Annotated in this window: 20 protein-coding genes and 1 pseudogene; 5 read left to right on the forward strand and 16 right to left on the reverse strand. The window is 63.5% G+C overall.

The window, feature by feature from the left end; genetic code table 11:
- The 5 genes and pseudogenes from VIG90_RS07965 to VIG90_RS07985 form a co-directional block, all read right to left on the reverse strand.
- A pseudogene (locus VIG90_RS07965) lies at positions 1–152 on the reverse strand (DNA recombination/repair protein RecA); the annotation flags it as partial.
- Between the two features lie 145 nt (positions 153–297).
- Entirely contained in the window at positions 298–2,769 is a 2,472-nt protein-coding gene (locus VIG90_RS07970; RefSeq protein WP_331592958.1) for a response regulator, read from the reverse strand.
- Between the two features lie 124 nt (positions 2,770–2,893).
- Entirely contained in the window at positions 2,894–3,991 is a 1,098-nt protein-coding gene (gene flhB / locus VIG90_RS07975) for a flagellar biosynthesis protein FlhB (protein ID WP_331592959.1), read from the reverse strand.
- Between the two features lies 1 nt (position 3,992).
- On the reverse strand, positions 3,993–4,751 hold the full coding sequence (gene fliR, locus VIG90_RS07980; protein ID WP_331592960.1) for a flagellar biosynthetic protein FliR: 759 nt from the start codon (positions 4,749–4,751) through the stop codon (positions 3,993–3,995).
- 14 nt (positions 4,752–4,765) lie between these two features.
- Positions 4,766–5,029 carry a flagellar biosynthetic protein FliQ gene (locus VIG90_RS07985; RefSeq protein ID WP_331592961.1) on the reverse strand — a complete coding sequence of 88 codons (264 nt, stop codon included), beginning with the start codon at positions 5,027–5,029 and terminating at the stop codon, positions 4,766–4,768.
- A gap of 293 nt (positions 5,030–5,322) precedes the next feature.
- Here VIG90_RS07985 and VIG90_RS07990 point away from each other — a divergent pair, with 293 nt between their 5' ends.
- Both VIG90_RS07990 and VIG90_RS07995 read left to right on the forward strand, forming a co-directional pair.
- Positions 5,323–5,820 (forward strand): hypothetical protein, encoded by a 498-nt coding sequence (locus VIG90_RS07990; protein ID WP_331592962.1) that lies wholly within the window; start codon positions 5,323–5,325, stop codon positions 5,818–5,820.
- A gap of 259 nt (positions 5,821–6,079) precedes the next feature.
- Positions 6,080–6,520 carry a hypothetical protein gene (locus VIG90_RS07995; protein ID WP_331592963.1) on the forward strand — a complete coding sequence of 147 codons (441 nt, stop codon included), beginning with the start codon at positions 6,080–6,082 and terminating at the stop codon, positions 6,518–6,520.
- A gap of 124 nt (positions 6,521–6,644) precedes the next feature.
- Here VIG90_RS07995 and fliE read toward each other — a convergent pair whose 3' ends face one another.
- From fliE to flgB, 3 genes are all read right to left on the reverse strand, one after another.
- Entirely contained in the window at positions 6,645–6,971 is a 327-nt protein-coding gene (gene fliE, locus VIG90_RS08000) for a flagellar hook-basal body complex protein FliE (protein ID WP_331592964.1), read from the reverse strand.
- An 85-nt stretch (positions 6,972–7,056) separates the two neighbouring features.
- Positions 7,057–7,464 (reverse strand): flagellar basal body rod protein FlgC, encoded by a 408-nt coding sequence (gene flgC, locus VIG90_RS08005; protein WP_331592965.1) that lies wholly within the window; start codon positions 7,462–7,464, stop codon positions 7,057–7,059.
- Positions 7,465–7,492: 28 nt separating this feature from the next.
- Positions 7,493–7,927, reverse strand: coding sequence for a flagellar basal body rod protein FlgB (flgB, locus tag VIG90_RS08010; protein WP_331592966.1), 435 nt, complete (start codon positions 7,925–7,927; stop codon positions 7,493–7,495).
- Between the two features lie 609 nt (positions 7,928–8,536).
- On the opposite strand from flgB, the gene VIG90_RS08015 reads away from it, so the two are divergent.
- The 3 genes from VIG90_RS08015 to fliP are packed head-to-tail and all read left to right on the forward strand — an operon-like array spanning position 8,537 to position 9,884.
- Positions 8,537–8,857, forward strand: a complete 321-nt coding sequence (locus VIG90_RS08015) for an EscU/YscU/HrcU family type III secretion system export apparatus switch protein (protein ID WP_331592967.1) — start codon at positions 8,537–8,539, stop codon at positions 8,855–8,857.
- 5 nt (positions 8,858–8,862) lie between these two features.
- Positions 8,863–9,159 carry a flagellar biosynthetic protein FliO gene (locus VIG90_RS08020; RefSeq protein ID WP_331592968.1) on the forward strand — a complete coding sequence of 99 codons (297 nt, stop codon included), beginning with the start codon at positions 8,863–8,865 and terminating at the stop codon, positions 9,157–9,159.
- Positions 9,159–9,884, forward strand: coding sequence for a flagellar type III secretion system pore protein FliP (gene fliP, locus VIG90_RS08025; protein WP_331592969.1), 726 nt, complete (start codon positions 9,159–9,161; stop codon positions 9,882–9,884). The genes VIG90_RS08020 and fliP overlap by 1 nt, the downstream gene beginning before the upstream one ends.
- 93 nt (positions 9,885–9,977) lie before the next feature.
- On the opposite strand, the gene VIG90_RS08030 is transcribed toward fliP, so the two are convergent.
- The 8 genes from VIG90_RS08030 to VIG90_RS08065 all read right to left on the reverse strand — a co-directional run.
- Positions 9,978–12,914 carry a hypothetical protein gene (locus VIG90_RS08030; protein WP_331592970.1) on the reverse strand — a complete coding sequence of 979 codons (2,937 nt, stop codon included), beginning with the start codon at positions 12,912–12,914 and terminating at the stop codon, positions 9,978–9,980.
- The gene (locus VIG90_RS08035; RefSeq protein ID WP_331592971.1) at positions 12,911–13,489 is read right to left on the reverse strand and encodes a flagellar motor protein MotB; all 579 of its coding nucleotides are present in this window, start codon (positions 13,487–13,489) and stop codon (positions 12,911–12,913) included. The genes VIG90_RS08030 and VIG90_RS08035 overlap by 4 nt, the downstream gene beginning before the upstream one ends.
- Positions 13,486–13,962: a hypothetical protein gene (locus tag VIG90_RS08040; RefSeq protein ID WP_331592972.1), complete on the reverse strand. Its 477-nt coding sequence runs from the start codon at positions 13,960–13,962 to the stop codon at positions 13,486–13,488. The genes VIG90_RS08035 and VIG90_RS08040 overlap by 4 nt, the downstream gene beginning before the upstream one ends.
- A 12-nt stretch (positions 13,963–13,974) precedes the next feature.
- Positions 13,975–14,625: a protein phosphatase CheZ gene (locus VIG90_RS08045; RefSeq protein WP_331592973.1), complete on the reverse strand. Its 651-nt coding sequence runs from the start codon at positions 14,623–14,625 to the stop codon at positions 13,975–13,977.
- 263 nt (positions 14,626–14,888) lie between these two features.
- On the reverse strand, positions 14,889–15,494 hold the full coding sequence (locus VIG90_RS08050) for a MotE family protein (RefSeq protein WP_331592974.1): 606 nt from the start codon (positions 15,492–15,494) through the stop codon (positions 14,889–14,891).
- Between the two features lie 23 nt (positions 15,495–15,517).
- Positions 15,518–15,943 (reverse strand): DUF6468 domain-containing protein, encoded by a 426-nt coding sequence (locus tag VIG90_RS08055; RefSeq protein WP_331592975.1) that lies wholly within the window; start codon positions 15,941–15,943, stop codon positions 15,518–15,520.
- A gap of 11 nt (positions 15,944–15,954) precedes the next feature.
- Positions 15,955–17,076, reverse strand: a complete 1,122-nt coding sequence (gene fliM / locus VIG90_RS08060; protein ID WP_331592976.1) for a flagellar motor switch protein FliM — start codon at positions 17,074–17,076, stop codon at positions 15,955–15,957.
- A gap of 2 nt (positions 17,077–17,078) precedes the next feature.
- The coding region (locus VIG90_RS08065; protein ID WP_331592977.1) for a flagellar basal body-associated FliL family protein at positions 17,079–17,485 on the reverse strand (407 nt) is incomplete at its 5' end.

Genomic DNA, 17,485 nt, shown 5'->3' on the forward strand with positions numbered 1-17,485 from the left:
GAGATCGTCTCGATCTCAACCCCCGAGCTGCGCTGGCCCAGCTTCATCACCGAACCCTTGCCGAATGCCCGGTCGATCTGTGCCAGTGCGGCTTCCAGTGCGCGCGTCTTGTCCATAGAGTCTTTCTCGATCACCCGAAGAGATGCAGACATTTTCTTTTCTCCCGCATAGAGGCACAGAGCATCGAAGGCAATGAAGGCTTTGTACCCGTTTTGTTCTCTATTGCAAGTCGTATAGTCAAGCCATTGAAACCATTGGCCCTAATGCGAACGTTCGAAGGGGAACGCCCCCCCGGAATCAGCGACTAATTTTCCCAGCTGATTCGTTCTGGGTCGGCTTGCGGCTGATGACCTCGCGAACCGCCTCGGCCAGCTCCTGCACCGAAAACGGCTTGGGCAGGAACGACACGTCCGGCACGTCGATGGAGCGGCGCAGCTGCTCCTCCGCATAGCCGGAAATGAAGATGATCTTCAGGTCCGGGTAGAGGTCGCGAGCGTGGCGCACCAGCGTCGGGCCGTCCATGCTTGGCATGACCACGTCAGAGATAAGAAGGTCCACCGGCTCTTCCAACCCCTCGATCACCTCAAGCGCCTCCTCGCCGTTGTTGGCGGTCAGCACCTCGTAGCCCTTGCGCTCCAGCGCCCGCTTGGCAACGGCGCGCACCATCGCCTCGTCCTCCACCAGCAGCACGGTGCCGTGGCCCCATGTGTCCGAAACGGCCTCCTTCGCCTTGGCTTCTTCGGAGGCCTGCGTCTCGGGCAGGGCCGCATGCACCGGCAGGTAGATACTGAAGGTGGTGCCCCGCCCCACTTCTGAATCAGCGAAGATGAAGCCGCCGGTCTGCTTGACGATGCCGTACACGGTGGAAAGGCCAAGGCCCGTGCCCTTGCCCACCTCCTTGGTAGTGAAGAACGGCTCGAAGATCTTGCCCAGATGCTCCTTAGCGATGCCGTGGCCCGTGTCGGTCACGGCCATGACCACGTAGTCCGCCGGAGGCATGATCTGGTAGCCCAGCTTCTTCACCTCTTCCGGCCCCACCTGATAGGTGCGGATGGTCAGCTCGCCCGAGCCGCCCATGGCGTCCCGCCCGTTCACCGCCAGGTTCACGATCACCTGCTCCAGCTGGCCGGGGTCGGCCCGCACCGGGCCGAGATTGCGGCCGTGGATCATGTTCAGCGTGATGGTCTCGCCCATCAGGCGCTTCAGCAGGTTGGACAGCTCGGCCAGCACGTCCGATACCTGCAGCACCTGCGGGCGCAGCGTCTGCTGGCGGGAGAAGGCCAGCAGCTGGCGGACCAGATTGGCGGCGCGGTTGGCATTCTGGCGGATCTGGTTGAGATCGCCGAAATCCGCATCGCCCGGCGCGTGGCGCAGCAGGATGAGATCGCAGTAACCGATGATGGCGGTCAGGATGTTATTGAAATCATGGGCGATGCCGCCCGCCAGCTGACCCACGGCCTGCATCTTGGTGGCTTGCGTCACCTGCTGCTGCAGGCGGCGCTGCTCGGCGTCGTCCCGCAGGGAGAGCACGGCCGCCGCGTCGCCAAGGCCGATGTGGGTGATGGTCAGGCGCACGGGGTCCGGCCGGCCGGTGCGCAGGCGCACCTGCACGTCGCGGCTGGCGATGCGGCCACTGGCAACGCTGCGCACCACGTCCGCCAGCATGCTGGCATCTTCCTCATGCACCAGGTCGACCGGGTAGAGCGGCGTCGCCTCCGGCTTAATGGCCACCGCCGCCGTGAAGGCCCGGTTGATCGAGCGGAAGCGGCTGTCCCGGTCCACCGTGGCGAAACCGAACGGCAGGCTGCCGAGCAGGCCGTGGGCCACGTCGTCCGCCGCGCCGCTAGCCACCACCATGTTCGGTGTTTCCTTGATCAGCAGGTATACGTAGCCAAACACGCTGCCGCCCGCCTGCGGCGCCAGCGGAATTTCGGCCAGCCGCACCGGCACGGCTGCACCGTCGGCCGCGCGCAGCAGCACCTCGTTGTCCTCGGTCAGGGTGAACAGGGCGGCCAGGCTGCGACCCATCAGGGCATCCGCCTCGTAGCCGGAGATCCGCCCGCAGGCAGCGTTCACCGCCAGCACCTGCCCGTCACCGTCAGCCGTGATGAGGCCAACCTCCGCCTGGCTCAGCCAGTCGCCCACATGACCGGCCGCCACATCCACGGCGCCAGCCAGCGTCAGGCTGCGCTCGGAGGGGCGCACCAGCCACAGGAGATGCGCCGCCGGGTCCCCTGCCCTGCGGCAGAACACGTCCAGCTCGCTGCGCTTGCCGTTCACCATCCGCGTCACGCCCGCCCGGGCCTTGCCGTCGCGCCGGGCCTGCATCGCCAGCTTCTCCAGCGGCGCCCGCTCGTCAGGGCCGATCCCCGCCAGCTCGAACGGAGACGGATAGCCGCCGCAAATGGTGCCGTAGGCAGCATTGGCCACCACCAGCGCGCCATGCCGGTCGGTCACCGCCACCGCATCCGGCTGGTTGTCGATGGCGGCGCGCACCAGCGCCCGGCTCGCGCCTTCCGTGCGCTCCTGCCGGCCTGAGGCCCAGGAGAACGCGACCGCCGCCGCGCCCACCATCAGGGCGAAATACAGGAAGCTGACTTCCCAGAAACCCGTGCTCCAGCCGATGAGTCCCGCCGAGGCCAGCCCGAGGGCGACCACGATCGCCGCCACCCACCCATAGGGCATGACGGCGGCCTCAGGCGGCAGGCCGCCCGTCAGGTCGGCGCTTTCAAGGCCGGGTTCTTCCCGGGAAAACAGTCGTGCGATCATGGGCGCGTGAGACCTGTCTCAACCTTCATCGTGTGGCTTGCCTTGCACTTCGGTCCGTGGCCGGGCCTATGCTGCGCGACGATGCCGGATTGGTACGCCACGTCAAGCACTTGATTTCCTTGTGTCAGGAACGCGGCTGCCGCTGCGGCGGCCTTTGCCCCCTCAGCTTCATGACGTAGCTGATGACCTCGGCCACCGCCTTGTAATGCTCAGACTTGACCTCTTCATCCACTTCCACGCTTGCATAAAGCGCGCGGGCAAGCGGCGGGTTTTCCACAATCGGCACCTTGTTTTCCGTGGCAACGGCACGGATGCGCAGCGCCAGGCTGTCCACGCCCTTGGCCACCACCTGCGGTGCACCCATGGAGTGCTGATCGTACTTGAGTGCCACGGCGAAGTGGGTCGGGTTGGTAATGACCACATCGGCCGTCGGCACGTTGGACATCATGCGCTTGCGCGAGCGCTCCAGCCGGATCTGGCGGATACGCGCCTTCACGTGCGGATCGCCTTCGGACTGCTTGAACTCGTCCTTCAATTCCTGTCGGCTCATGCGCATCTTCTTCATGAAGGCGAAGCGCTGGTATACGAAATCGGCCATCGCGATGACCGTCACGATGATCACCACCGCCATCAACAGCTTGATGATCAGTCCGGTCGTCAGCGCCAGCACATCCGGCGCGCTGCCGAACAGCGTCGTCTCAAGCCGCCGTCCGTAGGGCCACACCACGGCAACGCCGATGATGCCGACGACCGCGCACTTGGCCAGCGTCTTCAAGAATTCCACCAGAGACTGCATGCCGAACATGCGCTTGAGGCCGGAGAGCGGATTGAGCTTCGACCACTGCGGCTTCACCCGCTCCCAGGAAATGGTGGGCCGCCCCTGCATCATGCCGCCGATGACCGCCGCCAGAAACAGCAGGGCCAGCGGAGCGAGCAGCGCCAGCCCCATATTGGCGAATATGCTGGTAACGAGGTTCTCAGCGCCCTTGTCGTCGAGCTGGTAGGTGTTCGCCTGCCCCAGAAGGTTAGTGAACATCGGCCCGAGGCTACTGGCGATGCTGCCTGTCATGAAGGCGACCACCACCAGCGCCCCGCCCAGCATGGCAACGTGGCGCATCTCCTGGCTGCGGGAGATCTGGCCCTTCTTGCGGGCCTCGTCCAGTTTTCGCTGGGTGGGCTCTTCTGTTTTCTGGTCTTCGTCTTCGCTGCTGCCCTCGGCCATCTCAGCCTCCCGTCAGGGCCCTCAGGCCCTCGCCAAAGCGATCGATGAACAGGGTCATGATCATGCCGATCGTGACCATGAGCAGCATCAGCGACAGGATGATACCAAGCGGCTGAGAGATGAAGAACACCTGTATCTGCGGCGTCAGCCGCGCCATCAGGCCAAGGCCGGTGTTGAACACCAGGCCATAGACCAGAAACGGCGCTGACATCTGCAAACCCAGCGCAAACGACTGTGCCAGCATCTGCACCGACAGCATGGCGAAGTCCCCCATCATGATGTCCGCGCCCGGCCGAAACAAGGCATAGGAGCGCACCATGCCCGCCAGCATCAGATGGTGCAGCTCGGTGGCGAAGATCAGCACCACGGCCAGTATGCTGAGAAACCGGGAGACGAGCACGGTCTGGCCGCCCTGCGAGGGGTCGAAAACCATGGCCCCGGACAGGCCGCTCTGGAAGCCGATGACCGTACCGGCGAACTGCACGGCAAGGAACAGGATCCGCACCGCCGTACCCAGCATCAGGCCGGTCAGGATCTCGCCGAACAGCAGTGCAGCCGTCGAGGGCAGCGTTGTCGGCATCGGCGGCAGCGAGATCATCACCACCGGCAGCACCACCAGCGCCAGCATCAGGGCGAACACCAGCCGGACGCGGGCGGGCACGTTCTCGTCGCCCAGCGCCGGCATCACCATCAGCATGCTGCCCAGGCGGGCAAACACGAGGAAATAGGCGGTAAACTGCGCCGACATGAAATCTGGCACGCGAAACGCCCCCGCTAACCGGAGATGATGCGCTGGGCCAGCCGTTCCATCAGCCCGCCGAGGAGCCGCCCCATCAGCGGCGCTGTCAGGATGAAGACGAAGACCATGGCGATCAGCTTGGGAACAAAGGTGAGCGTCGCTTCCTGAATTTGCGTCAGAGCCTGCAACAAGCCGATGCCGAAGCCCACCACCAGAGCCACCAGCAGCAAGGGGCCCGCCACCAGCAGCAAGGTGAACAGGGTATCACGCGTAATGTCGAGGATGTCTGCACCGGTCATGAGGGCACCATCCTCCAACATGGTGAATACATGGTTAAGACCACGCGCTGAGCGGTTCTGCGCGCCGCCGAGACTCGGATAACGAAAAACCCCTCGGGGTTTCATTCGGGCGGGTTCTACGACCAGACCGAGCTTCCCACCCCCTACCTGTTCTAGGTAGTTTCGGGAAGATTTTTCCCTCAGTTGCGCTTCGGCTGGCTTGGTACGCATGAACTGACTTGCGCTAAGCAACGTTTTTCGATCTGTATCATTTTGTTAGCAGTTTAAAAATGCCACGCGAAAGGATCGATCGCATGCGGATCATGTCCGCACTTGGTTTGGACTCACCCGACGCAGCATACGAGGACCGGGCAATCCTGTGTCTGGAACTGGATCCGGCTGCCCACCTGCTCCTCTGGTCCTGTCGGGAAGTGCTCCACGCCCGTCAGGAAGGTCGCGCCGTCCGGCAGGTCCTTGGCGGTCTCAAGGGCGCGCCTGATCGTTCCTGCATCATTCTGCTCCGCCTGCTCACCAGCGAGCTTCTCTCGGCAACCCGCCGAAACCTCGACTTCGGGTTGCCTCATTGCCAGAGTGTCCAGCCTGACGAGCTGATGCTGCTTGGCGCCATCGACCGCCTGCAGACGGGAGATGAATCACGGGCTGGCCTGCTCCTGCAGGGGCTGTGCGACAATGCTGACATCAGCGGCTTGCTTGAAGCCGCGGATCATCTGGGCAAGGTGCTGCATGGCCGCGGCATCACCATCCGGGTGATGCGGCTGGTGCCGACCTCGCTCATTCCCAGCATTCACTAGTCCAGACGTTACAGACGCCCGGGCTCACTCCGCATCGCGCCGCCACCGGGCTCGCCTACCGAGCCCGGACGTTTCCCACGTTCACAGGCATCTCTTCCCCTTCGGCCGTCAATCCGACCTGTTTGCAGACAACGGCACTTGACCACCCAGATACTGCAAGTCATTCTCACTTTCATATTAAAACGGAGTGGGGATCACGATGCCGCAGTCGTACAATCCTGTACCGAATCCTGCCCCCGGTGTCGGCGGCACGGTTCGCTTGACCGAACTGCCCCTTCACGGCCGACAACTGCTCTGGCTGATGCGCATGTTCATCGCCGCACGGCTTGATTATGCACGGGTACAGGGCCCGATAGCTGCTGTTGCCCCCAGTTACAGCCGCGCCATTCCCGTACTGGTGTGCCACATGCTGCTGGAGGTCAGCCGCTATTCAGCGCGCCGTTTGCAGGTGGCCGGGCCGTGCTACGGGTCGATCACGGATGATGAAATGCGCTTTCTTGCAGCGGCGGATCTGGCTCAGATGCATGACCCCCGCCTGCCCGACCTGCTTGGTCGGCTGTGCGGCCTTGTCGATGGCCACCCTGACCTCGCCCCCGTTCTTGCCGCCACGCGGAAGCTGGGCGATGCCCTGATGCAGGAGGGGTTGCGGGTAGAGACGTGCCACCTGCTTCCGTCCGGAGAACTTCCGGCCATTCACTGACTCTACGCGCTCAAGCAGCTTCGCCCGACCACAAGCGTTGAAAAAGAAAGGAGCGCCGAAGGCCACCGCCCTCGACGCTCCTGAAACCTTGTTGTCCCTGACTTCCAGCGGCTGTTTCAAGCCATCAGATCGGCATGCGCAGAATTTCCTGATAGGCGGAGACCACGCGGTCACGCACGGCAACCAGCGTCTCAACTGCCATTTCGGCGTTGTTCACCGCCGTCACCACGTCAATCAGATCAGCCTTGCCCTGAATGGACTGGGCGGTCACGGCCTCGGAGCTCCGGCTGGCCTCAACCGCCGTGTCGAACATGTTGCCCAGCATCTCTCCGAACGAACCGGCAGACGCGGTACCCGACGGCTCCGGCGCGAGCGTATCGCCCGCCCCGCCGACCGAACGGCCAAGAGCCTGGGTGTAGGCGTTGGTTGCATCAAAGGCGCGGATGGACATGACCTAGACCTTTTCCTGGATTCCGTAGCGTTTGGCGCAGAAGTTCACCTCTGCGTCTTTAGCGCAGAAGATCACCCCTGCGTCTTTAGCGCAGAAGATCAATCGTGCGCATTGTCAGCGACTTGGCCGCTTCCACCGCGTTGAGATTCGCCTCGTAGGAACGCTGCGCTTCCTTCATGTCGCTGGTCTCGATGATGCCGTTGACGTTCGGCTTCAGCACGTAGCCCTGCTCGTCCGCGCCCGGATGGCTTGGCATATAGACCTTCTGGAATTCGCTGCGGTCCACCGTCACCCGGTCAACCTTAACCGTGCTCGCGCCGATCTCGCGGTCGAGGACGTCTTTGAACATCACGACCTTGCGCTGGTACGGCTGCTCGCCCGGGGCCGAGGCCAGAGTGTCCTGGTTCGCAAGATTCTCCGCCACCACGCGCATGCGAAGCGACTGGGCCTTGAGACCGCCCGCCGAAATGGCAATCGAGCGCTGCAAATCCATGGAACTGCTATCTCCCTTCGCTGCCGGCTTAACCGCCGCCGCCCTTGCCGATGGCGGTTTTCAGCAAGCCGGCCTGCTTGCGGTAGAGGTTGGTCAGGGCCGTGTATTCCATCTGCACGTTGGCAAGCGACAGCAGCTGTTCTTCCAGCACTACCGTATTGCCGTTCGGCTTCACCTCGAACGTGCCGCGCTCGACCTGCGTGTTGGCGTGCGCCGCCGCCTGGCTGCCCAGCGATCTCATCTCCGAGGGAAGCGCAATGCCCGGTTTGGCGACGCGGGGCGCGCCCGAAGGGTTGGCCACCTTTGCCAGCACGTCGGAAAAATCGCGCTCCACCAGCTCACGGGCCTGATAGCCGGGCGTATCCGCATTCGCCACGTTCTGGGCAATGACTTCCTGCTTGGCCTGGAGCTCGCGCATCCGGCCAGTCACAGCCTGAAATATGGCGATGGATGAGGTATCCACGGATCAGATCCTTGCCAGCATGAAATGACAGCCAAGCATCTACCCTCAAGCTTAATAGAGAGTAAACGATTGCATTCAGCTCATCCGTTTCGCGGACGAGAGAATTAATAAAACGACTTAATGTCGTATTTATTGCCGCCGCCGAAACGTTGCCGTAAAAACAAATCACCGGGGCGGACGGGCCGCCCCGGTGATGGGTGGGATTGCTCCCATTGCTTCCAGAAGGAGATATGGAAATGACCGTCCTTATCCTTCTGGCCCTTATCCTAATGCGGATACGGATCTCTATCAATATCCGCGTCAGGATCTAAAGGACCAGACCCGGAGGGCCGGAAGGCTCTCCGGGAATGGCCTTGGGGAAATCTATGCTGGTCAGGCCAAGCGGCAATGAAGCCCGGCTCATTCGCAAGAATCGCCGGCTTCAGGAACGCTCAAGCCCTCTTGAAAAGGGCTTGCTCACCTGCCCAGCATTGAAACGAGGATGGTCCGGCGCCGGAAGGCGGGGGAAGTCGCCTTTGGCAGGCGACCAACCCTCGCCTTCCGCTTCTCCAAGGCTGCCATCGCCAGCACCTTTATCCTTTATTAAGCATGTTTGCCGTTAATACGGCCATGCAGAAGCTGCCCGAGCATGTCTATGACCTGTCCCGCACCGCGGTTGCCGTGAAAGGCGAGCCGGACGGACAGGCTGTCCTGACCGCCAAGGGCCGAGGTGCGGTGGCCGACCAGATCCTCGATCTTGCCTTTGCCAATGGTGTGCGCGTGCGTCAGGATACGGCGCTGGCAGGCATGCTGAGCGCCTTTGATCTCGACAGCCCCATTCCAGCCCCCGCGCTGGATGCCGTTGCAGCCGTGCTGGCGCGGGTCTATGCCGAGCGCGGGCAGGTCTGGCCCGAAGCATCCTCTTCTCCTGCATCCACGGAAGGCGACTGAACGGCATGGACGCGCTTGATTACATCCGCACGCTCGGCGCGCTTGCACTGGTACTGGGCATGCTGCTGGGTGCGGCCTATGCCCTGCGCCGCTGGGGTCACAAGATTCCCGGCCTGACCATCGGCGCCGCGCCTGCGGAAAGCCGCATCCGTGTTGTTTCCACCCAGATGGTCGACGCCCGCCACAAGCTGGTGCTGGTGCGCCGTGATGATGTGGAGCATTTGCTGATCATCGGACCCCAGGGCACGACGCTGGTCGAGTCCGGTATTTCCAACGTTCCCCCTTCAGGGAAGGCCTCCTGATGCCTCGCCGTTTTATGTGGCTGGCGGCGCTGCCGCTGATCTTTCTGGCTGAGCCCGCGCTCGCGCAGAGCATGTCGGTCAATCTGGGCGAAGGATCGCTCACCGGGCGGATGGTGCAGCTCATCATCCTGTTGACCGTTCTCAGCATCGCCCCCGGCATCCTGATGACGGTCACGTCATTCACGCGCATCGTCGTGTCGCTGTCGCTGCTGCGCAATGCGCTCGGCACCCAGTCCTCTCCGCCCAACATGGTGCTGATCTCGCTGGCGCTGTTCCTCTCGTTCTTCGTGATGGGCCCAACGTTTGAGAAGGCATGGCAGGACGGTGTTCAGCCGTTCACGCAGGAGCAGATCACGGAGGAAGAAGCGTTCGAGCGTACAGCCGCGCCGTTCCGCACCTTCATGCTGACCCACACGCGCGAGAGCGACCTGAAGCTGTTCGTCGATCTCTCCCGCAAGCCAGTGGAAACGGCCGAGGCAACGCCGCTGACCGTGCTCATCCCCGCCTTCATGATCTCCGAGCTGCGCCGCGCGTTCGAAATCGGCTTCCTCCTGTTCCTGCCGTTTCTCATCATCGATCTGGTGGTCGCGTCCATTCTCATGTCGATGGGTATGATGATGCTGCCGCCTGCCACCATCTCCCTGCCGTTCAAGCTCATCTTCTTCGTGCTGGTGGACGGCTGGCATCTGGTTGCCGGGTCACTGGTGCAGAGCTACGGCACCTGACGCGCCAGCCTCTGGCCTGAACAAAAAAGCGCGCCCTGCTCCCCGGCAGCGGCGCGTTCTCTTTTGCCCGACGTATGAGCCCAATCGGCAGGCTCAGGCCCCGCGGAAGGCCGCCTTGTAGTTGCGCATGAACGTCTCGATGCGGTCGATATCCGCCAGTGTTTCAGACAGGCTGGAAAGGTTGCTTGCCCCCTGCCCGTCCGGTGCGGTGATGATATCGAAAGCCGCGCCAAGTGCATCGCCCTTCATCGCCGCTCCATAGCCACGGCGCAGGGCCGCAAGGCCAGCCTCGTCAGACTGCATGGCAGCGGTCACCGCCGCGCGCATCACCAGCCTGCGGCCGTCCTGGTCCAGCTTGGCACCGGTGGCCGGCATCACTGCCTTCAAGGCTTCGGAATGGCGCGGCCAGTCCTTCATTTTCCAGTAGGCGTCCGCCATCAGCATCTTTGCTTCTGCCGAGGTGTCGCCTTCCAGAACGGCTTCTGCTTCGTCCGCCCGGTCGAGTTCCAGCAGCGCCCGCGCCTCGACCCGATTGCGCTCCTTGCGCACGTCATCCGGCATGACACGCTGGCGGGTGGCGCGCAGCACGCCGATGGCCTGATCTGGCGCATCGTTCATCAGGTGGATCATCGCCAGCTGAGAGGCCACCACCGCCTGCGGCACGCCTTCAAGCCGGTATTTCACCTGATGCTCGAGGAGGCTGGCCGCGCGGTCGTAAAGATCCACATTCACCAATCGCTCGGCAAGGCGACGGATCATGGTGTCGCCCTCTGCGCCCAGCGGGGTCAGGTCGCGGAAATCATAATACAGGCCGAGTGCCTGCGCCGGCTCCATGTCGTCCGCGCCGCCTTCAAGGAACAGGTTCCGGAATACGTCCGTCATGCGATCTGCGATGGCGCGGGTGCGCGGAGTTGGCTTGAAATAATTCACCGCCTGCCGCAGCGAGGTCAGCGCACTGCGCGGATCCTTCACTTCCATGTAAAGGTCGCCCAGCCGCTCCAGCAGCGAAAGCTCGAACTCGTCCCCTCGCCACGCGAACCTCAGCCGGTCGAGCCGGTCGATGGCGTCCTGCGTGGTGATGCTCTTGCGCGCCAGTTCGTCTTCGGTCAGCGCCAGCGCGGCCATGGCATTGATGCGCCGTCCGCCAATGCTCTGCGCCACGGTAAATTCCGCCGCGGCCTTGGCCCGGTCGCCGCTCTTGGCGGCCAGAACGCCGCGCCAGTAGGCGGCCTCCGCCCGAACCTCGGCGCTGTACTCCGGCTTTTCCAATCCAAGGAGATCACGCTTGGCAATCTCACCGCCGCCCAGCGCCATGTCTGCCCGCACGGCCGCCAGACGGAATTTTGCGCGCTGCTCCGGCTCGTAAAGCTGGATGACGTCCGCACCCGTGGCATAGGCTTGCAGTGCTTCTTCGGGACGCTGCATCGCCTCCAGCGCAAGGCTGCGCCACAGCAGGGCTTCCGGCTCGTTGTCGAGCATCGGATGGCCCAGATCTTCATAAGCATCGCTCAGGTGGTGCAGCTTCAATCGTGCCACGCCCCGTGCCGCCCGGAAGACAGGCGCATTTTTCAGATCAGGCTCCAACTGCAGCATGCGCTCCAGCACGCCCAGCGCATCGGCCACCATGCCGTTGCCCAGATAGAACTGCGCCAACTGCCAGCGATGCTCCTGCTGTTCCTCGGGCGCAGCCATGCTCAGCGCATGCAGCAACTCGCCCTTCCGGTCAGCGAACGGAATTTTCGGATTTCCCGCCCACTTGGGCAGATCGATCAACCGCGTGCGCCCCACCGTACCGTCATCACGCGTGAAGTAGCCGCGTGTCGCCAGTTCGGCCGTCGTTGCTTCCAGACCAATAAAGGCGATGCCGTTGGAATGCCGCACCGCGCGCACCGCCGCATTGGCGGGCTTCACCGCAAGGCCCTGCACCGTACGCAACACTGTGCCGCCCGGATAGTTGCGCGCTTCCAGATGCCCTGCGCTGGCGGACGACACCGGCACCAGAATGAGCGGGCGATTGTCGGTCGGGTCAACCAGTTCCACCGGCACGCCCGGCTCCGGCACTGGTGCGAACAGGCGCACACCCGCCACCGAATCACGCTGGCGCACCAGCTGGATTGCCTCGCGCGGCAGGATGTCCTGATCCTTCAGCTCAAGCGACCACAGCGTGCCATCGCGCCGGAAGCCTACGCCCAGACCGGGGCGAATGCGGAACCGCAGCACGGTCGAGCCGCCGACGCTGAGCCGCTGCACGCTGCGCACCCGGTCTCCCGTCGCCCTTTCCAGCGGAACATGGGTCACGGTGTGCTCGCCCGCCCAGGCAACGATCAGTGTGTCGCCCCGTGCGAACGCTGCCGCTGGGACGATGGCCGGGAACTGATACCGAATGGCCATACCCTTGGAGATGGGCTCAACCTTGCCCTGAATTGCCTTGCCGTCTCCGCTGTCGGTTGCGGACTGCAACGCGCTCTGAAGCTGCTCGCGGGATTTCCTGGCAGCCGCTTCCTGCTGCTTTCTTGCTTCTGCCCGCGCCTTGGCATCGGCAGCGGCGCTTGTTTTCAGCGCATCGATCTGGCCGGCGATAAACCCGTCTTCGGTCGCGCTTCCGCTCTGCGCTGCCTTGCCCGGCTTTACCACCGCAGCAGCCTTGGCGGTGTCCTTCACGTCGAGGACAATTTTCCCGCCCGATCGGTAATGGTGAATTCCCGTACCCGGCTTCGCCTTGAAGCGCAGCACCGTCAGGCCATTTTCCTTGCTGATTTCGGGTGCACCGACGCGATCCAGCCGGAGGCCACGAATTGCAGCCGGGCTCAATTCGCCGTCCGCCTTGAAGGATATGACCACCTCTTCGCCGGACACTCGCGCCTGATAGTCCACCGCGCGGGGCCATTCGAACACCAGCCGCGAAAACCCGGGATGGTCCGCGCCGCGAATACGCACCGCATCCGCCGCTGCAACGGGCAGAACCCACAGCGAGGACAGCACGCACAAGGCGGCAACGCTGCGGTTCAAACGGGTAGCCCGGCGGCTCATGCTTCTTCCCTTCCGATCTCGACCGCGAGAGGTAACTCTGCCCCGCTGACGATGATACGCGGCGTCTGCCGCAAGCCTGCCGCGACCAGCCTGTCGCTCAGGGTTTGTGCCCGCTTGCCTGCATCGGACCAGTCCGCTGCCGTTGCGGACTGAGCCCCTGCTCGAACAACCACCACTGCGCCGCTGCCATTCAGGACGGCGGCCAGCGCTGCGACATCACCATCCGTCAGCGACGCTGCGCTGCCAGTTGCCGTGTCGCCAGATAGCGCAAGGACGGCCTTTGCGCCATGCACCTCGATCCGGCTGTCTGCCAGCGACGGAATTTTGCTTACCCGCACCTTCAGCCAGGTCGCCCAGTAATTGCCGCCACGCGGCGCGGCCAGTTGTAGTTGCGTGCCGGACTGGCCGCTGCCGCCCGGCCGAAACACTTCCCGGATGGCAGACAGCGCCTGCTCGCGCGTCCCGTCCGGCGCGCCCTTCAGCGCATAGGCCAGTACAAGAAAGCACAGTAGAATGCTGAGCATATCCGCAAAGGTCAGCATCCAGGAACTGCGCCGCGCGCTCAGCCCTGTCATGCGCCGCCTCCAGCCAGATGGATGGAGGCTTCTGCGCCCGCTGCGTGGGTGCCAAGCTCGACAAGGCTCAAGTCAGCGCCCAAGGCATGCAGCAGAGCTGCAGCAGTGGCAATGCGCGCTGCCGAAAGATCCCGCGTATCGGAGGGCGGCAGTATTTCCAGCCGCAAGCGCTCGCCGGGGCGAATGACAGGCGCGCGTTCTGCGAACAGCTGCAGCCAGTCTCGCCCGGACTCGGTCAGCGCGGCGGACCCGTCCTTGAAGAACACCACCGGAATCGGTGCGCTGGTTTTCGGGGCCTCGCCCACCGCAGACCGCGCGGCCAGGGCATCCAGCGGCGATGCCGGCGTTTCCGCCTTTTCGGTGATCCTGTCGCTGGCGGACAGGACACCGAGAAACATGGCGATCAGCACCAGCCAGACCGCGGCCATCAGGCCATACTGGCCCTGCGAGGCGGAGGGGCGGTGTGTCACCATGCTCAATGCACGTTAGTCGAAGCTCGCCAGAAGCGCGTCGATATCGTCCTGGTTGTTGCCGGAGCCTTCCAGCGACGGACCGTTCAGCAACTCCTTCGGGTCAGTCGGATCACCCTTGGTGTCGCGGTGGATGACCTTCTCGCGCGGCTGCGAAGAGTCGCCCACCGCTTCGGCCAGCTGGCCCAGCTTTTCCTCGATGTGCTTCAGCACGCGCACGACCTTGGTCACGCGCTGGCCGGTAATGTCCTGGAAGCTGGAGGCCTCGTAGATGCGCATGGCAATGGCGGTCAGCTTCTCGGAAAGCTCGCCGTCCACCTCGCCCGCGATGTTCGTAACCTCGTCCGCGCAGTCCATGATCTGGGTGGCCGCGCCTTCGGTGTGCTGGACGATGGCGTCCAGTTCGTCGGTTGCGCCCGGAATATCATGCTTCGACAGCGCATTGGGCTGGATCGAGGCGATTTCCGCCTTGGCGGTGCTGATGAAGTCCACCAGTTCCTTGAGTTCGCCGCCAATCTTGACAGCCGCCAGCTCAAGTTCTCCCTGCATCGTCGCCACCATGGACGCGACAAGCTCGGGGATATCCCGCACCTTGACGCTCTCGCCCCGCTCCTGACGCAGTGCTTCAATACGATCCTTGAGGGAGGCTGTCGTAAGGCCTGACATTTCCGTACTCTCCACGACCTGTTCAATCTGCGGCCAGTTGTGGCCGAAATACCAATCTCTGGTACGAAAGGGACGGTAAAAACGGGGTTAATGACTTGCCATTTTCCGGCAGGAGATCTTTCGAACCCGCGCGTTACGCTCCATACCGATGGACAAGCCGCTGAACCGTACCGCACGCTTCCCGCCAGCCCTGATCAGCAAGCATGGACGATGTGCGGGCGGCATCAAACGGTGCGGGACCCTGTACGGGTGCCCTGGCTCGCCTAGCTGGCCACGTTGGCGCGCTCGGCCAGCGCCATGGTGAGGGACTTGGCGGCATCCGGGTTCATTTCCGCCAGAATGGCCGCCATCTTGGTCTCTTTCATCCGATGAGCCACGGCCAGCTGCACGCCGAGGTCGAGCTTCTCGAAAATGCGCGCGGCATCCTTGGGCTTCATTGTCTCGTACACCTTCACTAGCGAGGTGAACTGCTTGGCGGCCTGCTCATCCTGCACGCCGGTCAGCTGCTTCAACCGCGCCTCAAGCGCGCGCAGCTCGGCAATCTTGCCATCAACACGCTTTTCCGCCGCTTCCAGCAGGCGCTCGCGCATTTCAAGGTCAGATTTGTCGGTCGTCCTGGTGCGCTTCTGGCGCGCCATGTCGTTCATCAGTTCCGCTTCGACGCGGTTCTGCGGCACGCTTGCCTTTACCACCTGCTGGGCAGGCTTGGGTTGCGCGGGCTTCTGCTGGGGTGCCGCGACAGGTGTGCCTGCTACGGGTTCCGCACCCGGCGCGCGGGCGATCACATCTGCCACGTTGAACAGCAGAATCCCTGCGCCAGTGGCCAGCAGGATGGGAAACGGACGGATGGAAACCGGGAACGCTTTCATGACCTCAACCCCTTCCCCGCGCCTCAGCGCAGACCGTCCAGCGCGCGAAGCTTCGGTGCTAGCTTGGCGGCATCCTTGCCCGCATCCATGCCGAGCGGCATCACGTCGGCCTTGCCGGGGCGCACCACGGAGGCCGCACCGCTCAGGCTGCCTTCAAGGCGCTTGGCCAGATCCTCGCCCGCCTGAGTGATGATCACCAGCTCGTCAGACAGCGCCCGGCCCTTGGTCACTCGCTCGCGCAGCGAGGCCTCGACCTCCTCCGCCGCCGCCTTCAGTGCGCGCACGCTGCCTTCGGCCTGCGTGACCGTGTTGGTCAGGGTGCGGATCATCGCTTCCATGTGGGTGCGCTCGTTACGCAGCGCGACCAGACGGCGGTTGAGAATGAAGCCGCCCGTCAGTGCCGCCAGCAGCATCAGACATAGAACAATGTCCATGATCCAGCCGAGCATCATGCCTCTCCTTAAAACTTGCCGTTGGTGGCGCGAACCTGCACCGCGATCTTCTTGCCGGACCGGCCCAGCCGCCCGCTGAGCAGCGAGACGTCCCCGCACCGTAGGTCGATGCTGTCCTTGGCGGTGGCATTGAAGACGAGGGTCTGGCCCACCTTGAAATTCATCACCTCGCTCAGCAGCATCGTCTGCTCGTCGAGCACGGCGTTCAGTTCGATGCGGGTGCGCCAGAGTTCGGTGGCAAGGTGGGTTTCCCAGATGCTGTCGCGGCCGAACTTCTCGCCCATGAAGCGCTGGAGCAGCAACTCGCGAATGGGCTCGAGCGTCGCGTAGGGAAACAGCATTTCAAGCTTGCCGCCCCGATCCTCCATGTCCACCCGCAGACGGATGACGACGGCCGCGTTGGTGGGCCGGGCAATGGAGGCGAAGCGCGGGTTGGTCTCGATGCGATCGAAGCGGAATTTCACCGGAGAGAGCGGCTCGAACGCCTGCGCCATGTCGGCGAGGATGACGTCGATCATCCGCTCGACCAGATTGGTCTCGATGGTGGTATACGGGCGGCCTTCGATGCGCATGGGCGCGGTGCCGCGGCGGCCGCCGAGCAACACGTCCACGATCGAATAGATGAGGTTGGAATCAACCGTCATCAAGCCGTAGTTGTCCCACTCCACCGCCTGAAACACGCCCATCATGGCGGGCAGCGGCACGGAGTTCAGGTAATCGCCGAAGCGCACCGACGAGATGTTATCGAGGCTGACCTCGATGTTGTCGGAGGTGAAGTTGCGCAACGAAGTCGTCATCATGCGGACCAGACGGTCGAAGATGACGTCCAGCATCGGCAGGCGCTCGTAGGAGACGAGGCTGGAATTGATGATGGCGTGAATGCCGGTGCGGGCGGTTTCCTCGTCCTCGCCATCGAAGCCGAGCAGACTGTCGATTTCGTCCTGATCGAGCACGCGCCCGGCCTGCACGGAGGACAGCAGTTCGTCCTCCTCCTGCTCGGCCATCTTCTCCCACTGGGCAGCGATGTCGTCGTCGTCCGGCTTCTCGTCGGCCATGGCCGCCCATTCAGCGGCGAGCGCGTCGTCGTCCGGAGCAGTGCCGTCGTCGGAGATGTCGTCGTTGTCGATCATCGCTACTGGACCAGCATTTCCTTGAAGAGAACATCGTTGATCTTGAGCGGTGCGATGGTGGTATTCACCCGGCGCAGCAGCTCTTCCTTCAGGCGGAACATACCCGCAGAGCCGGACAGGTCATCGATGCGCAGCTCCCGCAGGTAAACCTGAAAGCTGTCGGTCACCCGCGGCATCATGGTCTTCACCGCATCGGCCTGCGCCTGTCCCTTCACTTCCAGCGCAATGGAAAGCTTGAGGTAGCTGCTGTTGCGGTCGGTCGACTTGAGATTCACCAGCAGGTCCGGCAGATCGACGTAAACGATCTGGGTATCACCAGACGCCGCCGCAGCGGCAATCGGATCAACCGCCTGCGGCTTCTCGGGCTCTCCGCCCAGAAACAGGGTTGCGGCGGTGCCGCCGCCGATGA

The organism is Pedomonas sp., assembly GCF_036515995.1.
Lineage (GTDB): Bacteria > Pseudomonadota > Alphaproteobacteria > Sphingomonadales > Sphingomonadaceae > Pedomonas.

Excerpts from the sequence above, each read along its gene's own strand:
- VIG90_RS07970 (WP_331592958.1), bottom strand. The coding sequence starts at position 2,769 with ATGATCGCACGACTGTTTTCCCGGGAAGAACCCGGCCTTGAAAGCGCC.
- flhB (WP_331592959.1), bottom strand. The coding sequence starts at position 3,991 with ATGGCCGAGGGCAGCAGCGAAGACGAAGACCAGAAAACAGAAGAGCCC.
- VIG90_RS07985 (WP_331592961.1), bottom strand. The coding sequence starts at position 5,029 with ATGACCGGTGCAGACATCCTCGACATTACGCGTGATACCCTGTTCACC.
- VIG90_RS07990 (WP_331592962.1), top strand. The coding sequence starts at position 5,323 with ATGCGGATCATGTCCGCACTTGGTTTGGACTCACCCGACGCAGCATAC.
- fliE (WP_331592964.1), bottom strand. The coding sequence starts at position 6,971 with ATGTCCATCCGCGCCTTTGATGCAACCAACGCCTACACCCAGGCTCTT.
- flgC (WP_331592965.1), bottom strand. The coding sequence starts at position 7,464 with ATGGATTTGCAGCGCTCGATTGCCATTTCGGCGGGCGGTCTCAAGGCC.
- VIG90_RS08015 (WP_331592967.1), top strand. The coding sequence starts at position 8,537 with ATGCAGAAGCTGCCCGAGCATGTCTATGACCTGTCCCGCACCGCGGTT.
- VIG90_RS08020 (WP_331592968.1), top strand. The coding sequence starts at position 8,863 with ATGGACGCGCTTGATTACATCCGCACGCTCGGCGCGCTTGCACTGGTA.
- fliP (WP_331592969.1), top strand. The coding sequence starts at position 9,159 with ATGCCTCGCCGTTTTATGTGGCTGGCGGCGCTGCCGCTGATCTTTCTG.
- VIG90_RS08030 (WP_331592970.1), bottom strand. The coding sequence starts at position 12,914 with ATGAGCCGCCGGGCTACCCGTTTGAACCGCAGCGTTGCCGCCTTGTGC.
- VIG90_RS08035 (WP_331592971.1), bottom strand. The coding sequence starts at position 13,489 with ATGACAGGGCTGAGCGCGCGGCGCAGTTCCTGGATGCTGACCTTTGCG.
- VIG90_RS08040 (WP_331592972.1), bottom strand. The coding sequence starts at position 13,962 with ATGGTGACACACCGCCCCTCCGCCTCGCAGGGCCAGTATGGCCTGATG.
- VIG90_RS08045 (WP_331592973.1), bottom strand. The coding sequence starts at position 14,625 with ATGTCAGGCCTTACGACAGCCTCCCTCAAGGATCGTATTGAAGCACTG.
- VIG90_RS08050 (WP_331592974.1), bottom strand. The coding sequence starts at position 15,494 with ATGAAAGCGTTCCCGGTTTCCATCCGTCCGTTTCCCATCCTGCTGGCC.
- VIG90_RS08055 (WP_331592975.1), bottom strand. The coding sequence starts at position 15,943 with ATGCTCGGCTGGATCATGGACATTGTTCTATGTCTGATGCTGCTGGCG.
- fliM (WP_331592976.1), bottom strand. The coding sequence starts at position 17,076 with ATGATCGACAACGACGACATCTCCGACGACGGCACTGCTCCGGACGAC.